The 19338-nt window shown below is 68.8% G+C and carries 30 protein-coding genes; 4 read left to right on the top strand and 26 right to left on the bottom strand.

What is annotated here, in order from left to right; translation table 11 throughout:
- Window positions 1-149 precede the first annotated feature (149 nt).
- Together AC0L5F_RS14825 and AC0L5F_RS14830 are read right to left on the bottom strand one after the other, a co-directional pair.
- Window positions 150-617: an Rv3235 family protein gene (locus AC0L5F_RS14825; RefSeq protein WP_473314186.1), complete on the bottom strand. Its 468-nt coding sequence runs from the start codon at window positions 615-617 to the stop codon at window positions 150-152.
- Window positions 614-1189, bottom strand: a complete 576-nt coding sequence (locus AC0L5F_RS14830) for a LysM peptidoglycan-binding domain-containing protein (protein WP_473314187.1) — start codon at window positions 1187-1189, stop codon at window positions 614-616. Before AC0L5F_RS14830 ends, AC0L5F_RS14825 begins: the two co-directional genes overlap by 4 nt.
- A gap of 103 nt (window positions 1190-1292) precedes the next feature.
- On the opposite strand from AC0L5F_RS14830, the gene AC0L5F_RS14835 reads away from it, so the two are divergent.
- On the top strand, window positions 1293-1796 hold the full coding sequence (locus AC0L5F_RS14835; RefSeq protein ID WP_473314188.1) for a hypothetical protein: 504 nt from the start codon (window positions 1293-1295) through the stop codon (window positions 1794-1796).
- On the opposite strand, the gene AC0L5F_RS14840 is transcribed toward AC0L5F_RS14835, so the two are convergent.
- Window positions 1785-2033 (bottom strand): helix-turn-helix domain-containing protein, encoded by a 249-nt coding sequence (locus AC0L5F_RS14840; RefSeq protein WP_473314189.1) that lies wholly within the window; start codon window positions 2031-2033, stop codon window positions 1785-1787. The two genes, AC0L5F_RS14835 and AC0L5F_RS14840, sit on opposite strands and share 12 nt — an antisense overlap.
- Window positions 2034-2142: 109 nt before the next feature.
- Here AC0L5F_RS14840 and AC0L5F_RS14845 point away from each other — a divergent pair, with 109 nt between their 5' ends.
- The 3 genes from AC0L5F_RS14845 to AC0L5F_RS14855 all read left to right on the top strand — a co-directional run bounded on the left by AC0L5F_RS14845 (window position 2143) and on the right by AC0L5F_RS14855 (window position 3661).
- The gene (locus tag AC0L5F_RS14845; protein ID WP_473314190.1) at window positions 2143-2817 is read left to right on the top strand and encodes a hypothetical protein; all 675 of its coding nucleotides are present in this window, start codon (window positions 2143-2145) and stop codon (window positions 2815-2817) included.
- Window positions 2818-2861: 44 nt separating this feature from the next.
- Window positions 2862-3335 (top strand): hypothetical protein, encoded by a 474-nt coding sequence (locus AC0L5F_RS14850; protein WP_473314191.1) that lies wholly within the window; start codon window positions 2862-2864, stop codon window positions 3333-3335.
- 68 nt (window positions 3336-3403) lie between these two features.
- Complete coding sequence (locus AC0L5F_RS14855) at window positions 3404-3661, top strand: DUF3263 domain-containing protein (RefSeq protein WP_473314192.1); 258 nt, start codon at window positions 3404-3406, stop codon at window positions 3659-3661.
- Window positions 3662-3747: 86 nt separating this feature from the next.
- Here the strand turns inward: AC0L5F_RS14855 and AC0L5F_RS14860 are convergent, their stop codons facing one another.
- The 23 genes from AC0L5F_RS14860 to AC0L5F_RS14970 form a co-directional block, all read right to left on the bottom strand.
- On the bottom strand, window positions 3748-4131 hold the full coding sequence (locus tag AC0L5F_RS14860; RefSeq protein WP_473314193.1) for a hypothetical protein: 384 nt from the start codon (window positions 4129-4131) through the stop codon (window positions 3748-3750).
- Window positions 4131-4277, bottom strand: a complete 147-nt coding sequence (locus tag AC0L5F_RS14865; protein ID WP_473314194.1) for a hypothetical protein — start codon at window positions 4275-4277, stop codon at window positions 4131-4133. Before AC0L5F_RS14865 ends, AC0L5F_RS14860 begins: the two co-directional genes overlap by 1 nt.
- Complete coding sequence (locus tag AC0L5F_RS14870) at window positions 4274-4468, bottom strand: hypothetical protein (RefSeq protein ID WP_473314195.1); 195 nt, start codon at window positions 4466-4468, stop codon at window positions 4274-4276. Before AC0L5F_RS14870 ends, AC0L5F_RS14865 begins: the two co-directional genes overlap by 4 nt.
- Window positions 4469-4503: 35 nt before the next feature.
- The gene (locus tag AC0L5F_RS14875) at window positions 4504-6408 is read right to left on the bottom strand and encodes a LysM peptidoglycan-binding domain-containing protein (RefSeq protein ID WP_473314196.1); all 1905 of its coding nucleotides are present in this window, start codon (window positions 6406-6408) and stop codon (window positions 4504-4506) included.
- 69 nt (window positions 6409-6477) lie between these two features.
- Window positions 6478-7134, bottom strand: a complete 657-nt coding sequence (locus AC0L5F_RS14880; RefSeq protein ID WP_473314197.1) for a hypothetical protein — start codon at window positions 7132-7134, stop codon at window positions 6478-6480.
- Complete coding sequence (locus AC0L5F_RS14885) at window positions 7124-7306, bottom strand: hypothetical protein (RefSeq protein ID WP_473314198.1); 183 nt, start codon at window positions 7304-7306, stop codon at window positions 7124-7126. Before AC0L5F_RS14885 ends, AC0L5F_RS14880 begins: the two co-directional genes overlap by 11 nt.
- 5 nt (window positions 7307-7311) lie before the next feature.
- Complete coding sequence (locus AC0L5F_RS14890) at window positions 7312-7599, bottom strand: hypothetical protein (protein ID WP_473314199.1); 288 nt, start codon at window positions 7597-7599, stop codon at window positions 7312-7314.
- Between the two features lie 11 nt (window positions 7600-7610).
- A complete protein-coding gene (locus AC0L5F_RS14895) occupies window positions 7611-9104 on the bottom strand; it encodes a hypothetical protein (RefSeq protein WP_473314200.1) in 1494 nt (497 codons plus the stop codon).
- A gap of 31 nt (window positions 9105-9135) precedes the next feature.
- On the bottom strand, window positions 9136-9801 hold the full coding sequence (locus tag AC0L5F_RS14900) for a hypothetical protein (protein WP_473314201.1): 666 nt from the start codon (window positions 9799-9801) through the stop codon (window positions 9136-9138).
- On the bottom strand, window positions 9801-10913 hold the full coding sequence (locus AC0L5F_RS14905; RefSeq protein ID WP_473314202.1) for a hypothetical protein: 1113 nt from the start codon (window positions 10911-10913) through the stop codon (window positions 9801-9803). Before AC0L5F_RS14905 ends, AC0L5F_RS14900 begins: the two co-directional genes overlap by 1 nt.
- Window positions 10910-11914 carry a hypothetical protein gene (locus AC0L5F_RS14910; RefSeq protein ID WP_473314203.1) on the bottom strand — a complete coding sequence of 335 codons (1005 nt, stop codon included), beginning with the start codon at window positions 11912-11914 and terminating at the stop codon, window positions 10910-10912. The genes AC0L5F_RS14905 and AC0L5F_RS14910 overlap by 4 nt, the downstream gene beginning before the upstream one ends.
- Before the next feature lie 10 nt (window positions 11915-11924).
- Complete coding sequence (locus tag AC0L5F_RS14915) at window positions 11925-12851, bottom strand: phage tail family protein (RefSeq protein ID WP_473314204.1); 927 nt, start codon at window positions 12849-12851, stop codon at window positions 11925-11927.
- Window positions 12852-12869: 18 nt separating this feature from the next.
- Window positions 12870-15092 carry a phage tail tape measure protein gene (locus AC0L5F_RS14920; RefSeq protein ID WP_473314205.1) on the bottom strand — a complete coding sequence of 741 codons (2223 nt, stop codon included), beginning with the start codon at window positions 15090-15092 and terminating at the stop codon, window positions 12870-12872.
- Between the two features lie 4 nt (window positions 15093-15096).
- Window positions 15097-15249 (bottom strand): hypothetical protein, encoded by a 153-nt coding sequence (locus AC0L5F_RS14925; RefSeq protein WP_473314206.1) that lies wholly within the window; start codon window positions 15247-15249, stop codon window positions 15097-15099.
- 68 nt (window positions 15250-15317) lie between these two features.
- Window positions 15318-15818: a DUF7426 family protein gene (locus AC0L5F_RS14930; RefSeq protein WP_473314207.1), complete on the bottom strand. Its 501-nt coding sequence runs from the start codon at window positions 15816-15818 to the stop codon at window positions 15318-15320.
- 106 nt (window positions 15819-15924) lie between these two features.
- Window positions 15925-16425 carry a phage tail tube protein gene (locus tag AC0L5F_RS14935; RefSeq protein WP_473314208.1) on the bottom strand — a complete coding sequence of 167 codons (501 nt, stop codon included), beginning with the start codon at window positions 16423-16425 and terminating at the stop codon, window positions 15925-15927.
- Window positions 16426-16458: 33 nt separating this feature from the next.
- Entirely contained in the window at window positions 16459-16623 is a 165-nt protein-coding gene (locus AC0L5F_RS14940; protein ID WP_473314209.1) for a hypothetical protein, read from the bottom strand.
- Window positions 16624-16634: 11 nt separating this feature from the next.
- Window positions 16635-17093 (bottom strand): minor capsid protein, encoded by a 459-nt coding sequence (locus AC0L5F_RS14945; RefSeq protein WP_473314210.1) that lies wholly within the window; start codon window positions 17091-17093, stop codon window positions 16635-16637.
- Window positions 17086-17448 (bottom strand): hypothetical protein, encoded by a 363-nt coding sequence (locus AC0L5F_RS14950; RefSeq protein ID WP_473314211.1) that lies wholly within the window; start codon window positions 17446-17448, stop codon window positions 17086-17088. The genes AC0L5F_RS14945 and AC0L5F_RS14950 overlap by 8 nt, the downstream gene beginning before the upstream one ends.
- Window positions 17449-17772, bottom strand: a complete 324-nt coding sequence (locus AC0L5F_RS14955) for a hypothetical protein (protein WP_473314212.1) — start codon at window positions 17770-17772, stop codon at window positions 17449-17451.
- Window positions 17765-18178 carry a hypothetical protein gene (locus AC0L5F_RS14960; protein WP_473314213.1) on the bottom strand — a complete coding sequence of 138 codons (414 nt, stop codon included), beginning with the start codon at window positions 18176-18178 and terminating at the stop codon, window positions 17765-17767. Before AC0L5F_RS14960 ends, AC0L5F_RS14955 begins: the two co-directional genes overlap by 8 nt.
- A gap of 3 nt (window positions 18179-18181) precedes the next feature.
- Complete coding sequence (locus tag AC0L5F_RS14965; protein WP_473314215.1) at window positions 18182-18445, bottom strand: hypothetical protein; 264 nt, start codon at window positions 18443-18445, stop codon at window positions 18182-18184.
- 17 nt (window positions 18446-18462) lie between these two features.
- Entirely contained in the window at window positions 18463-19329 is an 867-nt protein-coding gene (locus tag AC0L5F_RS14970; protein WP_473314216.1) for a major capsid protein, read from the bottom strand.
- Window positions 19330-19338: the final 9 nt, after the last annotated feature.

Below are 19338 nucleotides of genomic sequence, written 5' to 3' on the forward strand. Positions count from 1 at the left end.
GGGGACGCCAGGCGGAGCCGTGAGTCGTTCGCGGCGAAGCCGCTCGGACGCGAGGCGTGGTGAGGTGAGGTGCTCGCCTGATTCGGGCACTGTGGTTCGCCTCGCTCCGCTCACGGTCGGCCGCGGGCGGCCTCCCTGGCGAACAGCGACTACGCCCACTCGAGAGCGGTGCACCGCCACACCATCTCGCCGCGGTGGGTGGGCTGGGGCTCGAGGCGGACGGCGATCGCGCGGGAGCGGTTGCGGTGCACCATGCGTGCGGCGACCTCGGCGACGTCGTCGTCGACCATCGCGACGTGCACGCTGACCAGGCGCGCCGCGCAGCGACCCGGCCGCCGTGCACCGATGTTCAGGCGGCGCTGGAGCTCGAGGTAGACGTCGGGCGCCATCCACGCCGCCATCTGGCGCGCCGGTCGTTCGCCGGACAGCACCTCGACGACGGCCTGCATGAAGCGTGCGCACCGATGGCGCAGCGGTCCGATGTCATCTCGTTCCACCGGCACCGGCAGCACCGGCGTCATGCCGGGGAACGGCAGCGGGACCTGTGTCTCCGGCGCGTCGGTGGCCTCCCACGCGGGTGCGAGACGGACGGTGGCGAGGGCGTGGGCGGTCTTCATGGCGAGTCCTGTTCGAGAGATGGAGGGACGAGCAGCTGATCGGGGAGGATGAGGTCGGGGTCGGGCCCGATGACGTCGCGGTTGGCCTCGTACCAGCGCGTCGTCGAGGCGGCGATGCGTGCAGCAGAGGCGTCGTCGGGCAGGTGGGCCGCGGCGATCGCCCAGAGCGTGTCCCCGGCGCGAACGGTCCAGCCCGACGGTCGCGGCGTCGGCGCCGCGGCTGCCGCCGGCTGGACGATCGTGGGGCGGTCAGGGAGACGCAGACCGTGCAGGTCGTGCGAGCCGTCGGCGTGGGCGGGCACGGCGGTGACGGTGACGATCGCCGTCGTGAACAGCGCGGCACGCACAGCTGGCGGCACGCCCGGAACGCAGACCCGTGCCCATCCGCCCAGCAGCACCACCAGCACCCACGTGGCGACCAGCAACCCGGCCAGGTGGGCGACGGCGAGGGCCGCGGCGGGGAAGTCGGCGCTCGTCACCTGGCGGGCGGCCGCGGGTGCTCCCGGCGCGGTGATCGCGCCCACGCCCAGGGCGCTGGCCAGGGCGAGCACTCCTGCTCGACTGAGTGTCATGCATCCCCCGATGCTTCATCACGTTTGATGACGTTTGAGACCATTTCATCACGTCGAATGACTGTCAAGACCGGGATGGAGGCCTGTGGGGTACCGTGCCTGCATGCGGTGGGACAGGCTGTTCTCCGACCTGGAGGCCGAGGCCGGCGCCATCGAGCGCGCCGAGGTCGAGGGACTCGCCGCCGACCTGCACGACGAGATCTGGGCGCAGACGTCGTGGCGCGACCTCCTGGGCGGCGAGGTGGTGCTCGACGTCCGCGGCGCCGGTCAGCTGGCGGGGGAGGCAGCGGCGGTCAACGAGCACCTGGTGCGGTTGCGGGCGGGCCTCGTGGACCATCTCGTGGCCTGCTCAGCCGTGACGTCGGTGCTGCGAGCACAGCGCCGCGCTGATCCGCCGGGACGGATCGATGCTGCGCTCGGCTGGTCGCGGGCGCTGCGCGTGCTGCGCGACGACGGCGAACCGGTGCGAGTCGTCCTGGTCGACGGACGGGCGCTCGAGGGCGTCGTCGAGGTCGTCGGCGCCGACTTCGTGCGGCTGTCGGCCGGCGACGTCGCAGCGCGGACCGTGGTGCTGTCGGCGATCGCCGTGGTCACGTCAGGTCGATGAGCTCGTGTCGTCGACGGGGGTGTCGGTCGAGCCCTCGGACACGCTGGCATCGGTGCGGGCGTACTGGCGCTCGATGTAGTCCTCGAGCTCGGAGTTCTCGATGCGCCACTGACCGCGACCGCCGATCTGGATGCCGCGCAGGTCTCCTGAGCGCACGAGCGCGTAGACCTGACGCACGGTCACGTTGAGGACCTCGGCCACGTCGGGGAGCGTGAGGAAGCGTGGTGTCGCCGACATGGCAGCAGTCTGGCACGCGCTGGTGTCACCCGATCCGGAGGCGGTCCGTGGCTGTGGACAATCGAGGGGGCCACTGGACGCCGCGGCCCGCCGACGGTAGAACCGTGCCATGAAGAACTGGCGGGGGGCCGGTGAATCCGGTGTTCGAGCAGACCGACTGCGGATCCGACCATGGACGGATCCGCGGTTGCTGGTCGGGTTGCTGCTGGTGCTCTGCGCCACCGTCCTCGGGGCACGTCTCGTGGCGATGCAGGACGACACGGTCGAGTACTGGTCGGTGGCCGACCCGGTGCGCGCCGGCGACGCCGTCGGAGCCGCTGACCTCGTGGCCACCCGGGTGCAGCTGGACGGTGCGAGTGCCGACCACTACCTGCAGGTGTCCGACGACCTGCCCGGAGCACTGGACGACCTCACGTGGACGCGCGACGTCGCCGCGGGCGCCCTGGTCGACGCGGCGGCGCTCTCGGTCCGCGACCGTGTCACCGTCAGCCAGCTGCCGGTCGTCGTCGCCGAGGGCGCTGCGCCCGACGACCTGCGCCGCGGGGACCGGGTCGAGGTCTGGGTGGGGCCGGGTGCCGACGACCCGCGGTCGGACGGCGCTGCCACGTCGGCGGCTGTGCGCGTCCTCGGGCCGGTCCGCGTCCTGCGCACCGGAGCCGACGCCGACTCGGTGGGCGGGAGCCTGGCACGCACCGTGCTGCTGGAGGTGCCGGCGGCCTCGCTCACCGGGGACGTGGTCAGCACGGTCGGGTCGGGGCGCGTGACCATCGTGCGGGTGCCGTAGTGGACGTCGTCCTCGCAGCCGGTGGGGCGCCGTGGGAGCCTCGGGTGCTGTCGCACCTGGAGCGATCGCGCGTCCTGCGGCTGACGCGCCGGTGCGTGGACCTGGCGGACCTGCTGGCGGTCGTGGGCGCCGACCTCGCCGGTGTGGCCCTGGTGTCGGCCGACCTGCCTGGACTCGACCTCGACGTCATCGATCGCCTCACCGGGGCCGGCATCCGCGTGGTCGCGGTCGAGGCCACGGCCGACCAGACGGCCCGTCTGGGACTCGGTCGGTCCTTCGGGGTCGAGGATCTCGACGCGGTGGCCGATCTCGATCCCGCGACGCCCGCGCCCGCAGCCCCCACAGCCCCACTCGTCGCCGTGTGGGGTCCGGCGGGAGCGCCGGGTCGCAGCTCGGTCGCCCTGGCGGTCGCCTCCGCCCTGGCCGCGCGCGGCACCGACACCGTCCTGGTGGACGCCGACGTCGACGGCGGAGCGCAGGCGCAGATGCTGGGAGTCCTGGGCAACGAGTGGGTGTGAAGGACAGGGGCTACCTGCGGGGCGGTGGTGGTGCCGTTCTGTCAGTGGCGGGTCCTAGCGTCGGGTACATGGACACCACCCAGCTGACCGACACCGAGAAGGCGATCCTCGACGTCGAACGGTCCTGGTGGCAGTACACCGGCACCAAGGAGCAGGTGGTGCGTGAGCGGTTCGACTTGTCGATGACGCATTTCTACCAGTTGGTGAACGCGCTGATCGAGCGTGAGGCGGCGTTGGCGTGGGATCCGTTGACGGTGAAGCGGTTGCGGCGGTTGCGTCAGGATCGGCAGTCGTCGAGGTCTGCGCGGCGGCTCGGGTTTGTCTGAGAGTTGCTGGGCATGACAGAAGGCCCCCGACCTGACCGGAGTCAGATCGGGGGCGGTGTGGCCGTGCCGGGGGAGGACCGGCGCGGTCAGTCAGTGCCGTCGAGTGCGGGAACGGGGCAGTCTCCTTCGTACCGCTCGAGCCCTCGCCCGCCGAGCGGGTTGCGGACACCAGAGTGGAGCTCGTTCGCCTGGGTCCGCCGCTGGATCTGGAAGTCGATCGGCAGGCCCGTGAGACTGGCGAGGTACTGACCGATGGCGAGCCCGAGGAACGCGAGCGAGACTCCGGTCGCGGCGAGCTGGTCGTACTGCTCGTCCTCGAGCATGAGGCGCACGTCGACGTCGCGGGGTGCCCGGTCGCCGCGAGGCTGCATCGTGGTCCCGACGAGATACGGCGCCTGGTCGAACGCCTCCGCCAGGGGCTTGCAGGCGAGGTCGAGCAGGAACATCTCGCGCGGGCTGAGCGTCGACATCAGTCGGTGCCGTCGGTGTAGATGGCGGCGTGGCGGGCGGCTTCAGCAGTGACGCCGTGTCGTCGGATGGCCTCGAGGATCACCTCGGCGACGCACTCGGCCTGACCGGCGACCCTGCGTGCCGCAGCGGCCACGAGACGGATCACGTGTCGCGGTTCTTCGGGGCGACGCCGACGAAGAACGCGACGGACAGTGCAAGACCGAGCGCCATGCGCCAGTCAGCGGCGTCCGGCACATCGCCCTGCGTGAGGGGGGCGACGATCGGGACGATGGCGCCGCCGAAGAACCCGGCGATCGCCTTCCAGTACCCGGCCAGGGTGTGCAGGTGCTTGTTCATGGTGGATCTCCTTCTGGTGGTGGACGGTGCGGGGGTCAGCGGCGGCCGGCGACGAGGCGCCGCAAGACGCGGTGGGGCCAGTGGTCGGCGATCACGGCACCGAAGTGCTGCTCGGCCTCGAGGACCTTCGCGCCGCGACCGACAGCGTCGACGTCGATCCGCTCGCCCAACGTCAGGCGGGCCTTCCACCCGTTCGTCGACCGGTACTGCAGGTCGATCGCCTTGTCGGCCAGCTTCTTCACGTCGCCCCAACGTGCGATCAGGGTGTTGACGAACGTCGCCGCGGCAGTGAAGTTCGCGTCACCGGTGGCCAGCTCGTTCGGCTCCGGCACGTCCCACTTCACGGCCGCCGCACGGGCAGCCTTCAGGACGTCGCGCATCTGCAGCGGCTGGAACGTCGAGCCCTCGTTCTCGTTGTGGAAGTTCGTGTCGACGGCCCTGAACCCGTTGACCTCCCACACGATCACGAGGAACTCCTTGGTGTCCTTGAGGAGCATGTGCTTCACGTTGAGCAGTTGTGCCTCGAGGATCGTGATGCCGGCGTCGCGCCGGTAGTAGGACTCGCGGCCCTTGCCGCCCTCGGGGACGCGCACGTACTCCGGGAGGGCCTTGTCGAGCTCGGGCCACATGTCGATGGCGCACTCCTGAAAGTGGAACCACAGGGGGCGCTTCGGGCCGAGGTAGTCCGGGATCGCGTGCTTGGCACGGTCGACGCGGTTGGCCTTCCCCTTGACGACGTCGTATCCGGCGAGGTTCGCGCTGATGGTCTCGGCGTCGTAGTGGTCGGCGGCCGGCTTCTTGGCTGGTGGGTCGGCGGCGATGTCGATGAAGGTCTGCGGTCCGGCGTAGCCGTCGGAGTTCCCACCGGGCGCGAGGTCCTCCGGCTTGTCGCCGTACCCGAGCTTCACCTGGACCGCTGACAGGCCCGCGACGTCCTTCGGGCCGAGCGTGGGGCCGGGGCCTTCGTCGTAGGGGTAGGGCAGGCCGAAGTACTCAGACCAGACAACGATGCGCTCGCCGAGCCGGGTCACGTCGTCGGAGACGCCACCGAGGACCCACGTCTTCGGCTTGCCCCACACCGGGGCGGGGATCGTCGGGGGGACGGGCTGCGGCTCCGGCGTCGGCCTCGTCGGCGCGGTCAGACGCAGCTCCTGGCCGACACGAATGATCGAGGGATCGGCGACATCGTTCCAGGCGACGAGGTCGTCGACGGTCACGCCGGCGACGCGGGCAATCGACGTCAGCGTGTCGCCAGGACGCACCGTGTAGGTTCCGCCCACGGGCGGCGGGGGAGTCTGCGGTGTGCCAGTCGCCGCGGCGAGGAGCTTGCCGATCGGGAACGCGCCCGGGTCGCCGTGGGCGTTCTCGGGGACGTGCTGGTGGCCGAGGATGCCGTAGGCGTTGCGCCACTCGGTGAACGACAGCCGGTACTTCGACGCACCGTAGGACGCTGGGTACGCGCCCCACCCGCGCGGCGCGGCGTCGGCGATCGGGAAGTCGGTCCACTCGGCGTGCAGCCAGCGCACGAAGTCGGCCAGGTCGGCGATGAACCAGTCCGGGGCGTCGGGCATGTAGATGAAGTCGCGGCCCGCGATGAGGCCCTGCTTCTCCCACTTCGCCTTCGTCGCAGGGTCGCAGGTCCCGACGAGCTCGATCTGGACCACGTTCAACGTGTTGGTCTCGACGCCGCCGAGCTTGTTGACGAGCGCGCGTGACGACTTGTTCAGCGCGAAGTGCTGACGCCAGTCGATGCGCTTCTTGATGAAGTCGGGCCGCGCGGTCAGGTGCGGTGCGACCGCGCCGCCGGAGTACGCCGGCCAGCCGGTGCCCTCGGTCGAGTGCAGGGCGAGCGCGTTGGGCGCCATCGTCGAGCCGGCGAACTTCGACCCCCAGTACTGCAGGGTCCGGTTCGCGGGTGGGTACTTCGTCGCTCGAGTCACGGGTGCCTCCTTGGGCATGGCGGAGTGGCCCGGCACCGGGTCGGTGCGGGCTGCAGCTGGTGGAGAGGTCTAGGGCAGCAGGGGCGTCCGGCACTGGCCGGCGTCCTCGGAGTCCCCGTCTGTGTAGGTCACGGTCCAGCGGCCGTTGTCCCCGCACTGGGCGGACTCGATGCCGCGCCCGTCGGTCCCAGCGGGGCCGGGAGGCCCGGGGACGCTGGAGTCGGCTCCATTGCGACCGGCAGGACCGGGGACGGTCGAGTCGGCGCCGTCCTGGCCGTCAGCACCAGCAGGGCCTCGGCAGTCGTCGTTCGCGCCGCAGTACGTCTCGATCGCTGCCAGGATCTGGGCGACTGTCGGCCCCGGACCGCGCGGACCGACGGGACCTTGCGCGCCAGTGTCGCCCTGTCGGCCCTGTGCACCCTCGATCGGCTTGACCGCCTGGCGCACTTCGGCCTTCGTGTCCGATGCGTCAGCGCACAGTCCAGCCTCGCGTAGCGCCTTCGCGGCGTCGGCGTTGTCGCCCTTGCAGACCTCGATGACGGAGTCGGCCTGCCCGGTCGCGATGCTGCCGACGCGCTGGGTGGTTGACTCCGCGGCGTCCTTCCCGGCCTCGGCGTTGTCGGCGCGGCCGACCTGGATGGTGTAGCCGCGCAACGCGATCGTCACGCCCACAAGCGCGAGAACCGCGACAGCGAGGAACGCCGCACGGATGGGGTTACTTCGCATCGGGGTCTCCTCCTAGTTCGATGACCTGCTCACGCAGCCGACTGATCTCCTTGTTGAGCGGTGCGACGGCGGCCGCGACCGCCTTCCCGCTGGTGACCCACGCGCCGATGAGGGCGATGATCACCGCGCCGGAGGTGGAGACGCACGATGAGATGACGATTGGGTCACCCACGACTGCTACCCCCGTCCGTGTTCGGTACGTCCTCTCGCGGCCACGATGAGCCCGATGTTGAAGACCGTGATCCCGACGAGCCCGACGGCCGAGTAGGCGTCGAATGGGGCGTCGCGTTGGTATGCCTTGATCTGGATGCTCGCGATGTAGATCAGGAGGATGAAACCGCCGGCGAGGGTGGCGCGGACGCCGCGGCCGCGGTGCTGCCAGCCGTGGCCAGCGAACCACCCGAACAGGTAGAGCGCGGCGAGGGCCTGCAGGAACAGGACGCCGCGGAGGCTGAGCTCGATCACAGTGTGGCTCCTCAGACGGGTGCGAGGGCGTGGGCGTAGGTCTGCGCGAGCCACGCCGACAGTGCGCCGGATGGTCGGGCGTGAACGTGGTCGACGGTTGAGAAGATCCCGAGCGGGTCGGTCGCGGTGGATGGGATGCGGGTCGAGTGGTCGATGAACCGGATCGTCGGGTCCGCATCGGCGACGGTCTTCATGGCGGTCACGTACTCCGACCACGGGGCGACCATCGCTCCACCGCCGACGGGGTCGAACAGGGCGGCGAGCAGGATCGGGCAGGTGATCGACCCGGCGCGCAGGACCGTGATGAAGTCGGTCAGCTGGGTCTGGAACGTGGCTGGGGTGATCGAGGCGAATGCGTCGTTGGCTCCGAGGTCGCCCAGGATCAGCAGGTCCAGGTTCAGGTTCGCGATCGCTGCACGCCACGAACCCGCGATGGCGTACCCGTCCTGCCACTGCAGGATCTTCTGCCCGGAGTGGCCGAGGTTGTGGACGTGGATGCCCTTGGACTCGTCGCCCGCGTACTCGGTGATGCCGTGGAAGATGAGGTACCCGGCCGCGTTCCAGCCAACCTCGATGCTCGTGGTCGCTGCCGATGCGACGTGGAGGACTTCGGATGTTCCGGTTGCGGCATTGGTGGAGAACGGGACCGCAGTACCGCCGTCGATCTTGTAGTAGCCGGTCGTCGCACCACCCGAGGGACCCTTGGTGTGGTGGATGTCGAACGACGTGACCGGGGCCGCCAACGACAGCACAACCTTGGTGCCGGTGGTGTTGGTGTACCAGCACATGTGCTTCGCGCCGAGATCGAACGCCGACGCCGCACCCGCAGACGGCGGGTCGAACAGGCCGCCCGTGAACGTCATCGGCCACATGCCCGGCGTGTACTGGGCCGACGTCGTCAGCTCCTTCGACGGGACACCGATGTAGCCGCGGCCGGACGGGTTGCCGGTGGTGGGGTACTGGTTCCGCAGGTAGGCGGCGAGGCGGGACGGTGGGGTGCGGTCGAACGAGGACACGAACGCGCCCTCGACTGAGGATGCGCCGAGCATCCCGATGTTCACCCGGTCGGCTTCACGGTTCGCCATCGCCGCGTAGAACGGCAGCAACGTGTCGTAGTCGCCTTGGGAGACGTTGCCGACGACTTGGGTGGCCACGGCCTCCCGCCTGGTCATCCCGGCGGTGTAGTCGGCGCCAGCGATGTCTTCGGCGTCCTGGTCGCGGCACTGCAGCCTGACCAGGGGGCCGGCGCCGTTGGTGAAGTCCAACCACACGACCTCGACCACAGGGTCGTCATCGATCCCGAACAGTGGGACGAAACCGTAGGAGTCGGTGACCAGCAGCCCGTCCGCGATCGGGTTCTCGTCACCATCGACCAGCACGGTGATCTGCGACGTGCGAGCCTCGTCAACCCAGACCGTGCCCGTGTCGCCGCCTACTGGCTTACCCGTGTTCGGGTCGAACACGAACGCGTCAGCTGTGCGACCAGCGAACCATCGGACCGTCATGACAGGACTCCCCAACTCGTAGACGACAGCATCAGAACGGCAGCACGATGATCGAACGGTTCGCCCACTCGCCGCCCGCAGACTGACCAGTGGTGTTGGTCGCCACCTGATACCGCTGCGACACCGTGATCTCACCGGGCGTACCGGAGATCACCTCGGCGTAAATCTGGTTGGCCGACCCGAAGAACGACGGCGCGAACGCGATCGACGAGCGGTCGAAGTCAGGCCCGATGGTCTGGACACCCGTCGTGGAATAGCCCAGCCGCATGTCTGCGTAACTCATCTGCACTGACGACGCGACGTTCAGCAGAATCCACTTCCCGGTGTGGGTGGTGAACGTGACGCTGAGTCCGCCACTCTGCCACGACGAGGTCGAGCCCGCTGATGCGCTGATCGTCTTCGCGGCGGTGGTGCTCGCGGCCACGGCACCTCCAGCGAGCGCGGCCAGCGGGATCCAGTTCGACCCAATCAGCTGCTCAAGCCCGTAGCCGCCATCCTCGAGCGGGCCCATGCGAACCTGGGGATCCTCTGACTCGTCGGTGACCACGACACGTCCACCGCCGGAGACGATGAAGTCGCCCGAGGTGACCCGCAACGGTGGACGGGTCATCGCACCCGTCAGCAGCCCTCGGACCTGCGCCCTGAGGTCGTCGAGCTCCTGCCCAAGGTCTCTGGGCTTCGCGGCGCGTGAACCCATCAGGAGGCCTCCTCGTCGTCAAAGATCAGCTCGACCCGTTCCACCTGTGTGCGGTCTGCCGCGGTGACACGGAAGCCGACCGGGCGGACCAGGCGGTTCGCTGTCGGGGTGTGCCACAGGTCGGACAGGCGGATCCTGACCGGGGTGCCCAGAAGGTTCGGCTGCCACGTCGTCCCGTCGACGTTCACGGTGTACGCGTTCGTCGTCTGCGCGCCGGCCTCACGTGCCCGCAGGCCCTCGGCGTAGTCCTCGAGGGTGTCCTGTTCGGTGACGTCGGGGTAGTCGTCGGTGCGATCCAGCAGGGGCCACCCGCGCGCGAGCAGGTCGTCGGCAGTGTGGGCGGTCGACATGCGGGGCTGTTGCGCGACCGAGGCGTCACCTTCAGGTGCTGCACCCCGAGTGCGAAACGACGTCCCCCCGTCAAGGGCGTCACCCGTTTCGCCCCATGCCTGGACCTTGGAGCCGGAGAACGTGACCGCGGGTGTCGCACCGGCTCCGAGGGGTGCACCGATCCTCAGCGTCTTGGTTCGTGCGCCGGTGTCGCTGTCGGCTTGGACGTCGATCGTCCACTCGGGGCCGCCGTCGACGTTCGACAGCTCGGTGAGGCGTTGGCCGTAGGAGGTGGCTTCGGAGTCCAGGTAGGTGCGGTCGCGCAGGGTTCCGGTGGGTTGGTCTTCGGCGATGATGCCGATGTCGCCGGATGGTTCGGCCTGCATGTGGCGGATCAGGTCGGCGACGATGACACCTTGGTCGACGCCGGTGTAGGTGATGTCGTCGCGGATTTCTCGGTGGAAGGGGTAGGACTCGAAGGTGGCTGCGCCGATGGTCATCTTGATGGTGCCGCGGGCGTCTCTGGTGACGGGGGAGGACCAGACGATTCCGCCCCACCAGAGGGCGCCGTTGCGGAAGGCGTACAGGGCGGCGCGGCCGGTGAACGCGCGGACCTTGCGTGCGAGGCTGATGGTCTGCGCGTCGGGGCAGGACAGTGTTGCTTCGAGGGATTCGGCGTACCCGATGCGGCGGCCGAACTTGACCCCCTGCAGCGGGAGTACTGCTTCACGGTGGTCGGTGAGCAGGTCACATAGCAGGTACGAGTACCTGGGTGCTGTCACGAGACATTCCACTTCCAGGCGATCGAGATGTAGGACACCGCGACCTCGGGGTATACCTGAAGCTGGCCGGGGGTGATGCCGAGAGACCCGGTGAGGTTGTTGCGGGACACCGAAGCGGGAGCGCTCGTGGCGGCCGCCCAGAGCTCGTCGACCTTGGTGGGGATGAACTGGGACGGCAGGACCAGGATGTTGACGCCGGTCGCTGCAGCGAAGTTGCCAGACGAGGGCTTCGCGAGGCCGCGCATCTTCACGTCGTCGCCGATGCGTCGGATCTCGCAGGCCGCGTTCGTGGAGTTCACCTGGGCGTAGGAACCGGAAAGGGTCAGCGGGAGCCAGCCGGTGTCGTCGGACGGCTTGTACGTCTTCCAGCCGTCGTTCGCGGCGTTGCGGACCTGCAGCTGGTCGGTCTGTGCGTTGTGGACCACGAGGCCGGGGTACAGCGTCGTCAGGGCGTCGCGCTCGGCGGTCGTCTTGACCGGCAGTACCCCACCGGTGCCGACGGATGAGAAGCGGCGGTCGGTCCCGATCGTCAGACCACCAGTGCCGGCCGAAGCGGTCGAGGTGACTCCCAACTCCCACAGGGCGACACACCCAGCCGGGACGGCCGGGACGAGGCCAGTGGTCGGGTCGCCCTTGATGACGACGATCCCCGCATCAGTGGAACCCGACCCGTCGAAGGTGTCATCGCGGACCCGGGCAACCACGAGGTCGATCCGGTTCCCCAACGGGTCACCCGGCAGGACCGTGTACTGCGTGGCGGCGTCGTCATGGACGAACACATACCCGCCCTGAGCGGTTGCCGTCCCCGGAACATCGGCAGAGAACCGCGTCAGGGTGATCTTCATCGACGACGGGACGACCGCCGCGACACCGCCACCATCGGGGCGGACGCCACCGCGCACCGCCAACGGGCCGGCAGGGGTCGCACGGTGGGTGTCGACCAGCCTGACCCGCTGGGCGGTGTCGACGTCGTTCAGGAGCCGGGTTGCGTAGTCGGTCATGATGGGTTCCTCACATTCGGGCGTCGTGCCAGGACAGGTCGGCGTACCCGGTGCCGGCGGCAACGAGGAGAGCTGCGGTCGAATCGCCGGGGGTGATGGCGAAGTCGTCGATCAGGTCGGAGATGTCGGTCAGCGTCTGGGAGCGGTCGGCGGCCTCGTTGAGCAGGACGGACCCGGTGCGGCCGTCGATCGTGAGGACTTCGCCTTCCACGAGGGTCAGGGCGAACGTGAACCGACGGTCGCCGAGGATGATGGTGGGGTCGGTGACCGGGCCATAGATCCGCGCGGTGACCGGGGTGTCGACGTTGCCTGCGTTGGGTGCGGCCGCGACACCAGCGACCACGGTTCCGTAGTTCAGGCCGGGGGTGTAGTCCAAGCCGGGGGCGTAGTGCAGGCCCCCGCTGGTTGATGGTGCGTTGAGGCGTGCGGTGCGGCCCGTGATGGAGTAGCGGCGCGGGTCGGCGCACTTGAACGTGATCGTGATCGGGACCGGCCCCTTGCGGAACACGACACCCTGCACGTAGTCCAGGTCGATCACCCGCGCCCATCGCCACGCCGGACCCGAACCGTCGTCGACGACCAGCTGGCGTTCGACCCCGTCGATCGGGGTGTGGACGTCCAGCGTGTTCAACGCGGCAGCCTTGGTCGCTTCGGTGCCGTGCAGGAGGCAGTCGTAGGTGACGATGACACCCTGCGCGTAGATCGTGCCGGGCCGTTCGCCGTGCGACGACGGCAACGGGGAGTCGGTGATGTCGATCGCGGGACGGGACCGCCACCCGATCAGGTTGACCCACCGCAACACGGTGGTCCCACCTGTCAGCAGGTCCCCGTACTGCAGGTGCCCGATCGCTGTGACCAGGGCACCTGGTGCGGTGCCGGGTGCGGCGACGACGAGTCCGCCAGTGTCACCGGACGGGACGGTTTCGATGAGGGTCACGCCAGGAATCGGCATCGGTCAGCCCCTCGCCCTCGTCTTGCGCCAGAGGCGCTCGGCCAGTTCGTCGGTCGACTCGCCCGGCTGCTGATACACCTTGTCGATCAGCGGGCCGCGGTCGCCCGACGGTGCCGCACCGCCGAAGAACATCGCCGACTCCGCCGCCTGCCCGAGGTTCGCCGCCGTCGGACGGTTCGCCGACGCCGCGAACTGCGGCGCCCCAGTCGAGGAAACGACCATCGCGTCACCCATCGCCTCGGCAGCCTTCCGCAGCCCAGGCAGGCCCTGATCGATGCCGTCAGCGATGCCTGCGGGAATCCACTGGCCGACCTGATCGCGCATCACCTTCGATGGCGAGCTGATCCCCAGCACCTTCTTGAGCCAGCCGGGGATGAGGCGGCCGACACCGCTCAGCTTGTCCTTGATCCACCGGAACCCGCCCTCGATGCCGTTCAGGAGACCGCGCATGATGTCGCCGCCCACGTTGTAGAGCAGGAGTCCGAGGTTCCCGACGGCCCGCAGGATGCGGCCGGGCAGCCCCTTCATGAAGGTCACGACCTTGTCGACGCCCTTGGAGAATGCGCCGGAGATGGAGTCCCAGTGCTTGAAGATCAGGCCCGGCAGCGACCACTTCAAGAAGAACCCGACGATCATGCCGGGGACCTTCTTGACCTTGTCGACGACCCAGTCCCACACGGCGGCCGTCTTCTCCTTGATGGTGTCCCAGTGCTTGATGATGAGGAACACGGCGCCGGCGATCGCGGCGATCGCTATCCCGATCGGGCCCATCGCGATCAGCCACGCAGCAGCCATGCGGGCTGCAGAGGCCAACGACTGGACACCGGCACGGACCCAACCGGCGCTGATCAGGGTCAGGGACAACACCTGCATCCCGGCCGACATGATCGCCCCAGCCTGAGTAGCGACCCATGCGGCCACGTTCTTGCCGGCGGCGATCGTCGCCTGCACACCCCACGCGACGAGCGCGGGGATCAACAAGGCGGTCAAGACGACCGCGATGACCGTGAAGATCGTCTGGTGGTCCTCGATGAACCCGATCGCGTCCTGCGAGGCACCCCACAGCCACACCATCGCGTCGCCAGCCTTGGACAGGGCGGGCCCGAAGTTCTCCGACGCAGCAGCAGCCACGTCGTTGATCGCCGGCAGAGCCCAGTTCCCGAGCCCGTAGAACGTCACCTGCGCCTGCCGCTTCAACGACGACAGCGAGCTGATCGCGTTGTCATTCAGCGTCTTGTCGAGCCGCTTCGCAGCCCCACCAGCGTCGTCCATCGAGTCGCCGCCAGCCTTCAGCGACTTCAAGAACGTGGGGATCTCGGACGTGTTCAGGTCCTCGATCGGGGTGCCGAACAGTGCGATCGCGGTGTTCGCCTGCGTCGCCGGGTCCTTGATGCCCAGCAGGCCGTCGATGACCTTCTGTGTGGCGCTGGCGGCCGTGTCGCCGCCGGAGAGGATGTCGTTGGCCATGTCCTGCGCCGACAGCCCGATCGTCTTGTACGCGCCCACCGAGGCGGTCGACATGTCCGTCGACCGGATCGTGAACTCCTTGATCGCGTCGCCAGCCTTGTCGATGCCGTAGGCGCCCTTGTCGGCGTTCGCGACCAGCAGCGAGAACGCCTGCTGCCCGGAGTAGCCGAGGGTGTCGAAGAACTGGGCGTACTCGTCCGACGCGTCCAGGATGTCCTCGCGCAACGCCTTCGGGACACCCTGCGACGCCGTGATCAGCAGATCGAACGCCTCGGTCGCGTTCTTCGCCAGGCCGTTCTTCACAGCCTGCCCAGCAACCTGCGCGGCCCGGTTGATGTCGACGTCGAAGACCTTCGCGAAGTTCAACGCGTTGATCGCCGCCGACGACAGCTCAGAATCGGAGGCGTCGGCCATCCCAGCAATCGACGTCCGGACCGCAGCGATCGCCTCGTTGACCTCGCCCATGCTGTCGCCGTAGTTCTGCGCGAACAGCCGCCCCGCCAGCCGGCCGATGCGGGCCGACTCCGACTGCGTCAGGCCCAGCTCGGCGGCGAGCTCGTCGTTGGCCGCCTCCAAGTTCATCCCAGCCGCGATCGACGTCACCAGCGCACCAGTGATCGCGACGCCGGCAGTACCGGCGATGACGGCACCCTTGGGCCCGAATCCCTTGAGCCAGTCCAGCGCCCCGTCGAGTGCGTCGCGGAACGGGGAGTTGTCCAGCCCCACGGTGCCGTACAGCTCGCCGAGATTCATCGACATGCGGTCACTCCTCGTCTGGTGTTGGGGGGTTGAGGATCCAGCCGATGCGGGTGGATGGGAACACGACGAGGCGGCGGCCGTTGAACACGCCGGCTGGTGGTGCGTCGATGAGGCCGCGGATGCGGTCCTTGAGCCATGACCAGGACCGTGTGGTCATGAGGTGGTGGTCGTCGACGTCGATGCCGTAGACGTCGTGGAGGTCGGCGGCGATCGCCGGCCAGTGGGTTAGGAGGTCCGCCCAGGAGTGGCCTTCTTCTTGGCCTTGCCCTTCGGGCTCGTAGTGCCGGTGGAGCCCTGTCGGGCCGACTTCGCCCCAGCCTTGCGGTCCTGCGGCTGCTTGGGTGCTTTTGGGGGATTGCCGCCAGAGTTCCAGTACTCTTCGGCAGCGTCCCGGTCGGCCACGATCCACTTGCTGACGGTGCCCAGAACCAACTTGAGCACTTCGTGGCTGAGCCCATCGGACATCATTTCGTCTAGCGCATCTCCGATGAGACGATGCTCGAACGATTCTTCTTCGCTCCCAGCGAGCCTGTTCAGGCGCTCGACCTCGCTGTCAGATACCTCCAGGCCGGACTCGATCCGCGCCTTCATCGAGACGACCGCCTGGAATAGCAGGCCGGTGTCTGCTGAGACCGCCTTGATCGTGTAGGTCTTGCCGTTGATCGGGAGATGAAGGTCTGAATCGAAACGGCTGCCGAGTTCGCTGTACGGGTCTTTGAACCCCATGGGGTGCCTCCTGGTCGGGTGGTGTCCCTGGTCGGGTTGGGTGTTGAAGGCGGAGGGGTCGGGCCCGACCAGGGGAGACTCCCGACCCCTCCGCCGTCCGGTGGGGCTACGGGGCGCCCGGGTGGGTGATCGGGGTCCTCTTGCCCTGACCCATCAGCTTGACGCTCGCGGTCGAGAGGGCGTCCATGCCGCCGCCGTCGTCCTCGTAGGACACGCCGACGAACCCCTGGTAGGCCTCGACCTTGGGGCCGTCTGCCCCGTTGTCCTCGTAGATGCGGACCTCGACGGTGTTGTCGAGTCCGAGCTCGACGGCGGCGAGGCGCAGGACCTCCTGACCGGGGTCGTAGGCGTCGGCAGCGGCCGCGGTGACGCCGCGGCGGACCTTGAACTCCGCGCCCCACTCCTTGGAGGTGGCGGTCTGGGACTTCCAGCCCTCACCGTCGAAGTCGGAGGAGTCCTGGAAACCGGCGGTCCCGATCGGCTTGAACTCGCTGATGCCGAAGACCCCTGTCCACGCGGGGGTCTCGGTGGTGCCGGTGTTGACGTCGATGCACCACTTGCGGTTGACGGTGTTGGCCCCGAGGGGGACCTTGGTGGTGACAGCCATGGGAAAGCTCCTTCGGGGCTCTGTTGGGTGTTGTCAGGCCTGGTCGGGGTCTGTGGTGGGGGTCGGTTCGGCGGGCTCGGGCTTCGCGGCGGCCTTCTTGGGCGCCTTGATCGGGGAGTAGCCGCGGCGCTCCATGACCGCGGCCACGGGGCCCTTCGCGGTGATCCGGTCGCCGGCAGCGTTGACGTGAGTGGCCATGGGGTTTCTCCTCAGGTGCGGTTCGTCGACGGCAGGTGCACGTCGGCGTAGAAGTTCTGGATGTTGGACCAGCGGTCGTTCTCGTCCCGCCCACCGGAAACCTCCGACCGGCGCAGGCACTGCACCACCCACACCCCGTCGACCCCGTCGAGCGGGGACGGGAGGCGGAAGTTCGTGGCACCGTGCAGTTGGTCGAAGATCGGCGACGACAGGGCGGTGGCGTTGGTGTACGCGCCGGCTGTCGCCCGGCAGCGGACCTGCAGCCCGATCACCGAGTGCGACAGCGACGGGTCGTCGTCGACCGTGTACGAGTTCAGCGCGACCACCTGGTCCGGTGATTGCGGTGTGCCGCCGAGGACAATCGCGACCTCACCAGCCGTGTAGGCGGTGTCGGGGCGCCACACACCCAACCCGAGGCCATCCAGGTGCATCGCCCACCCCTTGAGGAACAGGCTCGTGAAGTCAGCCACTGATCCCACCCCTGATCTCGTCGGCGACGATCTTGGTGACCGTGGCCCGCTCACCGGTCAGGGCGGACTCGAGGTACTTGGACTGGCGGCCCGCGTCGTGGTGCAGCGTCGGGTCCTCGTGCTGGACGACCGCGTAAGGGGTGTCGTAGGAGATGACACCGGTCAGGCCGTCCTCGGACACCGACACGGTGCCCGAGCGTTCCAGGGTGCCCTCCTCGATCGGGACCCTCGCGCGGGACACCTGCAAGATGTGCTCGCACCCCTTGCGGAGCCCGCGGGCTGCGGCATCGCGTTCGGCACGGCGGACCTTGTCCAACGCCAGCTCGACACTGGTGGTCGACCATCCGGCAGCCATCTAGGTCAACGCCACTTCGAGGTGCTGCCACGCACCTTGGCCGCCGTCGTCGCGGGGCTTCGCGACGATCACCGTGGCAGTGCGGGTCGGGAGGACCACCCGGGAGCCGGGAGTGAACTTCGGCGCGTGGACCAGACGCATGATCAGGGTCGTCTCGGACACGATCTCGGTGTTCTCCGTGGACCGCACGATCTTGCGCTGGTCGTCACGGAAGCACGGAACGCCGGTCACCGTGCTGGCGTAGGTGTCGCCGTTGCCGGTGGCCCCGGTGAAGGTGTCCACGTCGACCGTGTGCACCAGGTAGCGGGCGGGGATCTCAGCCATGGACGTAGACGCCCACGGGCAGCAGGCCGGCCACGCGCAGCGCCCGGACAGCGGCGGGGGCCACCTGGGCGCCAGAGACAGTGCTGGTGGCCGTGGCGGCCGTGTGGCGGCCGGAGAACGACACCGACCCGATCGACGCAGAGTCGACCTCGATGACGTCACCGACACCGCTGGTGTCGCCGGTGGCGTCCATCCACTGCGCCTGCGCGCAGGTCGCTTCAGACAGGGCGGACGCGACGGCCGTGTCGGTCGGCTTTTCGGTCTCAGCGTCGACGGTGTAGACGGCGCCGATCAGGAGCTCGTCGACGATCCCCGACGCACGCGCCAGCAACGCATCTGAGACCGACTCGGCCGCACCCGAGTACGCCATGTACTCGGTACCGGTGGCGTACACGGGTGCGACCATTGGTCAGGCCTCCTGGCCCGGCTCGTCGGCCGGATCCTTCTCGGAGTCGTCCCCACCGTCGGCGGACGCAGCAGCTGCCGCCTGGTGGGCTTCGATGGCCGAGAGGTACTCGGCCTTCTTCGACGCGGACCCCAGGTCGATGTCGTTCGCCTTCGCGAACTCGATCAGCCGGTTGTTGGTCCACGACTTGTCAGGGCCACCGTCGCCGGACGCGGCGTCGGCACCCGAAGGTGCCTCAGCCTCGTGCCGGTCGCGGTGCCGGCGCATGAGCATCCCCATGCCGATCAGGCCAGCGTGATGTCGACGACACCGTCGTCCGCCACGCGCTTGACCGCGTAGTGGACGTTGGTGGCCACGACGGTCGAGCGGGCCAGGATGTCCCGGTCCTGCTCGACCACGGGGCGCCGCTTGTAGAACAGGCCCAGGCTGTTCTGCTTCAGCAGCAGCGCCTTGGACGCGCCGAGGCGGTTCGTCAGGTAGACGCTGAGGCCGTTCTTCGTGCCCAGCAGACCGTTGTTGATCAGGGTGTTGCCCTGGGCGGTCTGCGCAGCCTGGATGAACTTGTCGTCGTTCATCATGACCTCGGCGCCGGCGGAGTTGACGTAGAGGCCGGCGAACTCGGTCGGGTCGAAGTCGTCGCCGAACTTCAGGCCGGCCTTGACGATGTTCGCCCAGGTCAGGCCACCGGTTGCGGTGAGCGTGAGCGGTGCCGAGTCGGTGGCCGTGGTCCCGTCGGCGTAGGTCACGCCGCCCACCACCGTCGCGGTGGCGGCGGCGATCAGGTCGGCGTCGACCTTGCGGGCGGCGAGGATGCCGAACTGGCGGATGGCCTCGTCCTGGACGTTGCCGATGCCGGTCAGCTGGGCCTTGTCGGTCCACTCGACGGCCTTGCCGGCCTCCTTGATGGTGGCCTGGCTGGACTTCTGGGTCAGCTTCTCGGGGACCAGCGACGCCGTCTCGGCGATGTCGGCCATGTCGGTGAGGTTCATCCACTTCGGGAAGTTGATGGTCTCGCCGGGCTCGCCGACGAGCTCGTCGCTCGAGAGGACGGCGGGGCTGGTCGCGACGATGGCCTTGCCGGTGAACTTCTCGAACGCCAGGTCGGCCCACACCTCGGGGGTGTAGAGGTCGGTGGAGAGGGTCTTTGCCATGATGCTTCT

This window comes from Aeromicrobium sp. 10G20-16 (genome assembly GCF_055809665.1).

Coding starts and splice junctions, on each gene's coding strand:
- AC0L5F_RS14940 (WP_473314209.1), bottom strand. CDS start 16,623: ATGGCCACTCACGTCAACGCTGCCGGCGACCGGATCACCGCGAAGGGC.
- AC0L5F_RS14870 (WP_473314195.1), bottom strand. CDS start 4,468: ATGAACAAGCACCTGCACACCCTGGCCGGGTACTGGAAGGCGATCGCC.
- AC0L5F_RS14920 (WP_473314205.1), bottom strand. CDS start 15,092: ATGTCGATGAATCTCGGCGAGCTGTACGGCACCGTGGGGCTGGACAAC.
- AC0L5F_RS14935 (WP_473314208.1), bottom strand. CDS start 16,425: ATGGCTGTCACCACCAAGGTCCCCCTCGGGGCCAACACCGTCAACCGC.
- AC0L5F_RS14845 (WP_473314190.1), top strand. CDS start 2,143: ATGAAGAACTGGCGGGGGGCCGGTGAATCCGGTGTTCGAGCAGACCGA.
- AC0L5F_RS14955 (WP_473314212.1), bottom strand. CDS start 17,772: ATGGCTGAGATCCCCGCCCGCTACCTGGTGCACACGGTCGACGTGGAC.
- AC0L5F_RS14965 (WP_473314215.1), bottom strand. CDS start 18,445: ATGCGCCGGCACCGCGACCGGCACGAGGCTGAGGCACCTTCGGGTGCC.
- AC0L5F_RS14855 (WP_473314192.1), top strand. CDS start 3,404: ATGGACACCACCCAGCTGACCGACACCGAGAAGGCGATCCTCGACGTC.
- AC0L5F_RS14930 (WP_473314207.1), bottom strand. CDS start 15,818: ATGGGGTTCAAAGACCCGTACAGCGAACTCGGCAGCCGTTTCGATTCA.
- AC0L5F_RS14960 (WP_473314213.1), bottom strand. CDS start 18,178: ATGGTCGCACCCGTGTACGCCACCGGTACCGAGTACATGGCGTACTCG.
- AC0L5F_RS14825 (WP_473314186.1), bottom strand. CDS start 617: ATGAAGACCGCCCACGCCCTCGCCACCGTCCGTCTCGCACCCGCGTGG.
- AC0L5F_RS14925 (WP_473314206.1), bottom strand. CDS start 15,249: ATGACCACACGGTCCTGGTCATGGCTCAAGGACCGCATCCGCGGCCTC.
- AC0L5F_RS14860 (WP_473314193.1), bottom strand. CDS start 4,131: ATGTCGACGCTCAGCCCGCGCGAGATGTTCCTGCTCGACCTCGCCTGC.
- AC0L5F_RS14835 (WP_473314188.1), top strand. CDS start 1,293: ATGCGGTGGGACAGGCTGTTCTCCGACCTGGAGGCCGAGGCCGGCGCC.
- AC0L5F_RS14950 (WP_473314211.1), bottom strand. CDS start 17,448: ATGGCTGCCGGATGGTCGACCACCAGTGTCGAGCTGGCGTTGGACAAG.
- AC0L5F_RS14970 (WP_473314216.1), bottom strand. CDS start 19,329: ATGGCAAAGACCCTCTCCACCGACCTCTACACCCCCGAGGTGTGGGCC.
- AC0L5F_RS14840 (WP_473314189.1), bottom strand. CDS start 2,033: ATGTCGGCGACACCACGCTTCCTCACGCTCCCCGACGTGGCCGAGGTC.
- AC0L5F_RS14895 (WP_473314200.1), bottom strand. CDS start 9,104: ATGACGGTCCGATGGTTCGCTGGTCGCACAGCTGACGCGTTCGTGTTC.
- AC0L5F_RS14910 (WP_473314203.1), bottom strand. CDS start 11,914: ATGACCGACTACGCAACCCGGCTCCTGAACGACGTCGACACCGCCCAG.
- AC0L5F_RS14900 (WP_473314201.1), bottom strand. CDS start 9,801: ATGGGTTCACGCGCCGCGAAGCCCAGAGACCTTGGGCAGGAGCTCGAC.
- AC0L5F_RS14830 (WP_473314187.1), bottom strand. CDS start 1,189: ATGACACTCAGTCGAGCAGGAGTGCTCGCCCTGGCCAGCGCCCTGGGC.
- AC0L5F_RS14880 (WP_473314197.1), bottom strand. CDS start 7,134: ATGCGAAGTAACCCCATCCGTGCGGCGTTCCTCGCTGTCGCGGTTCTC.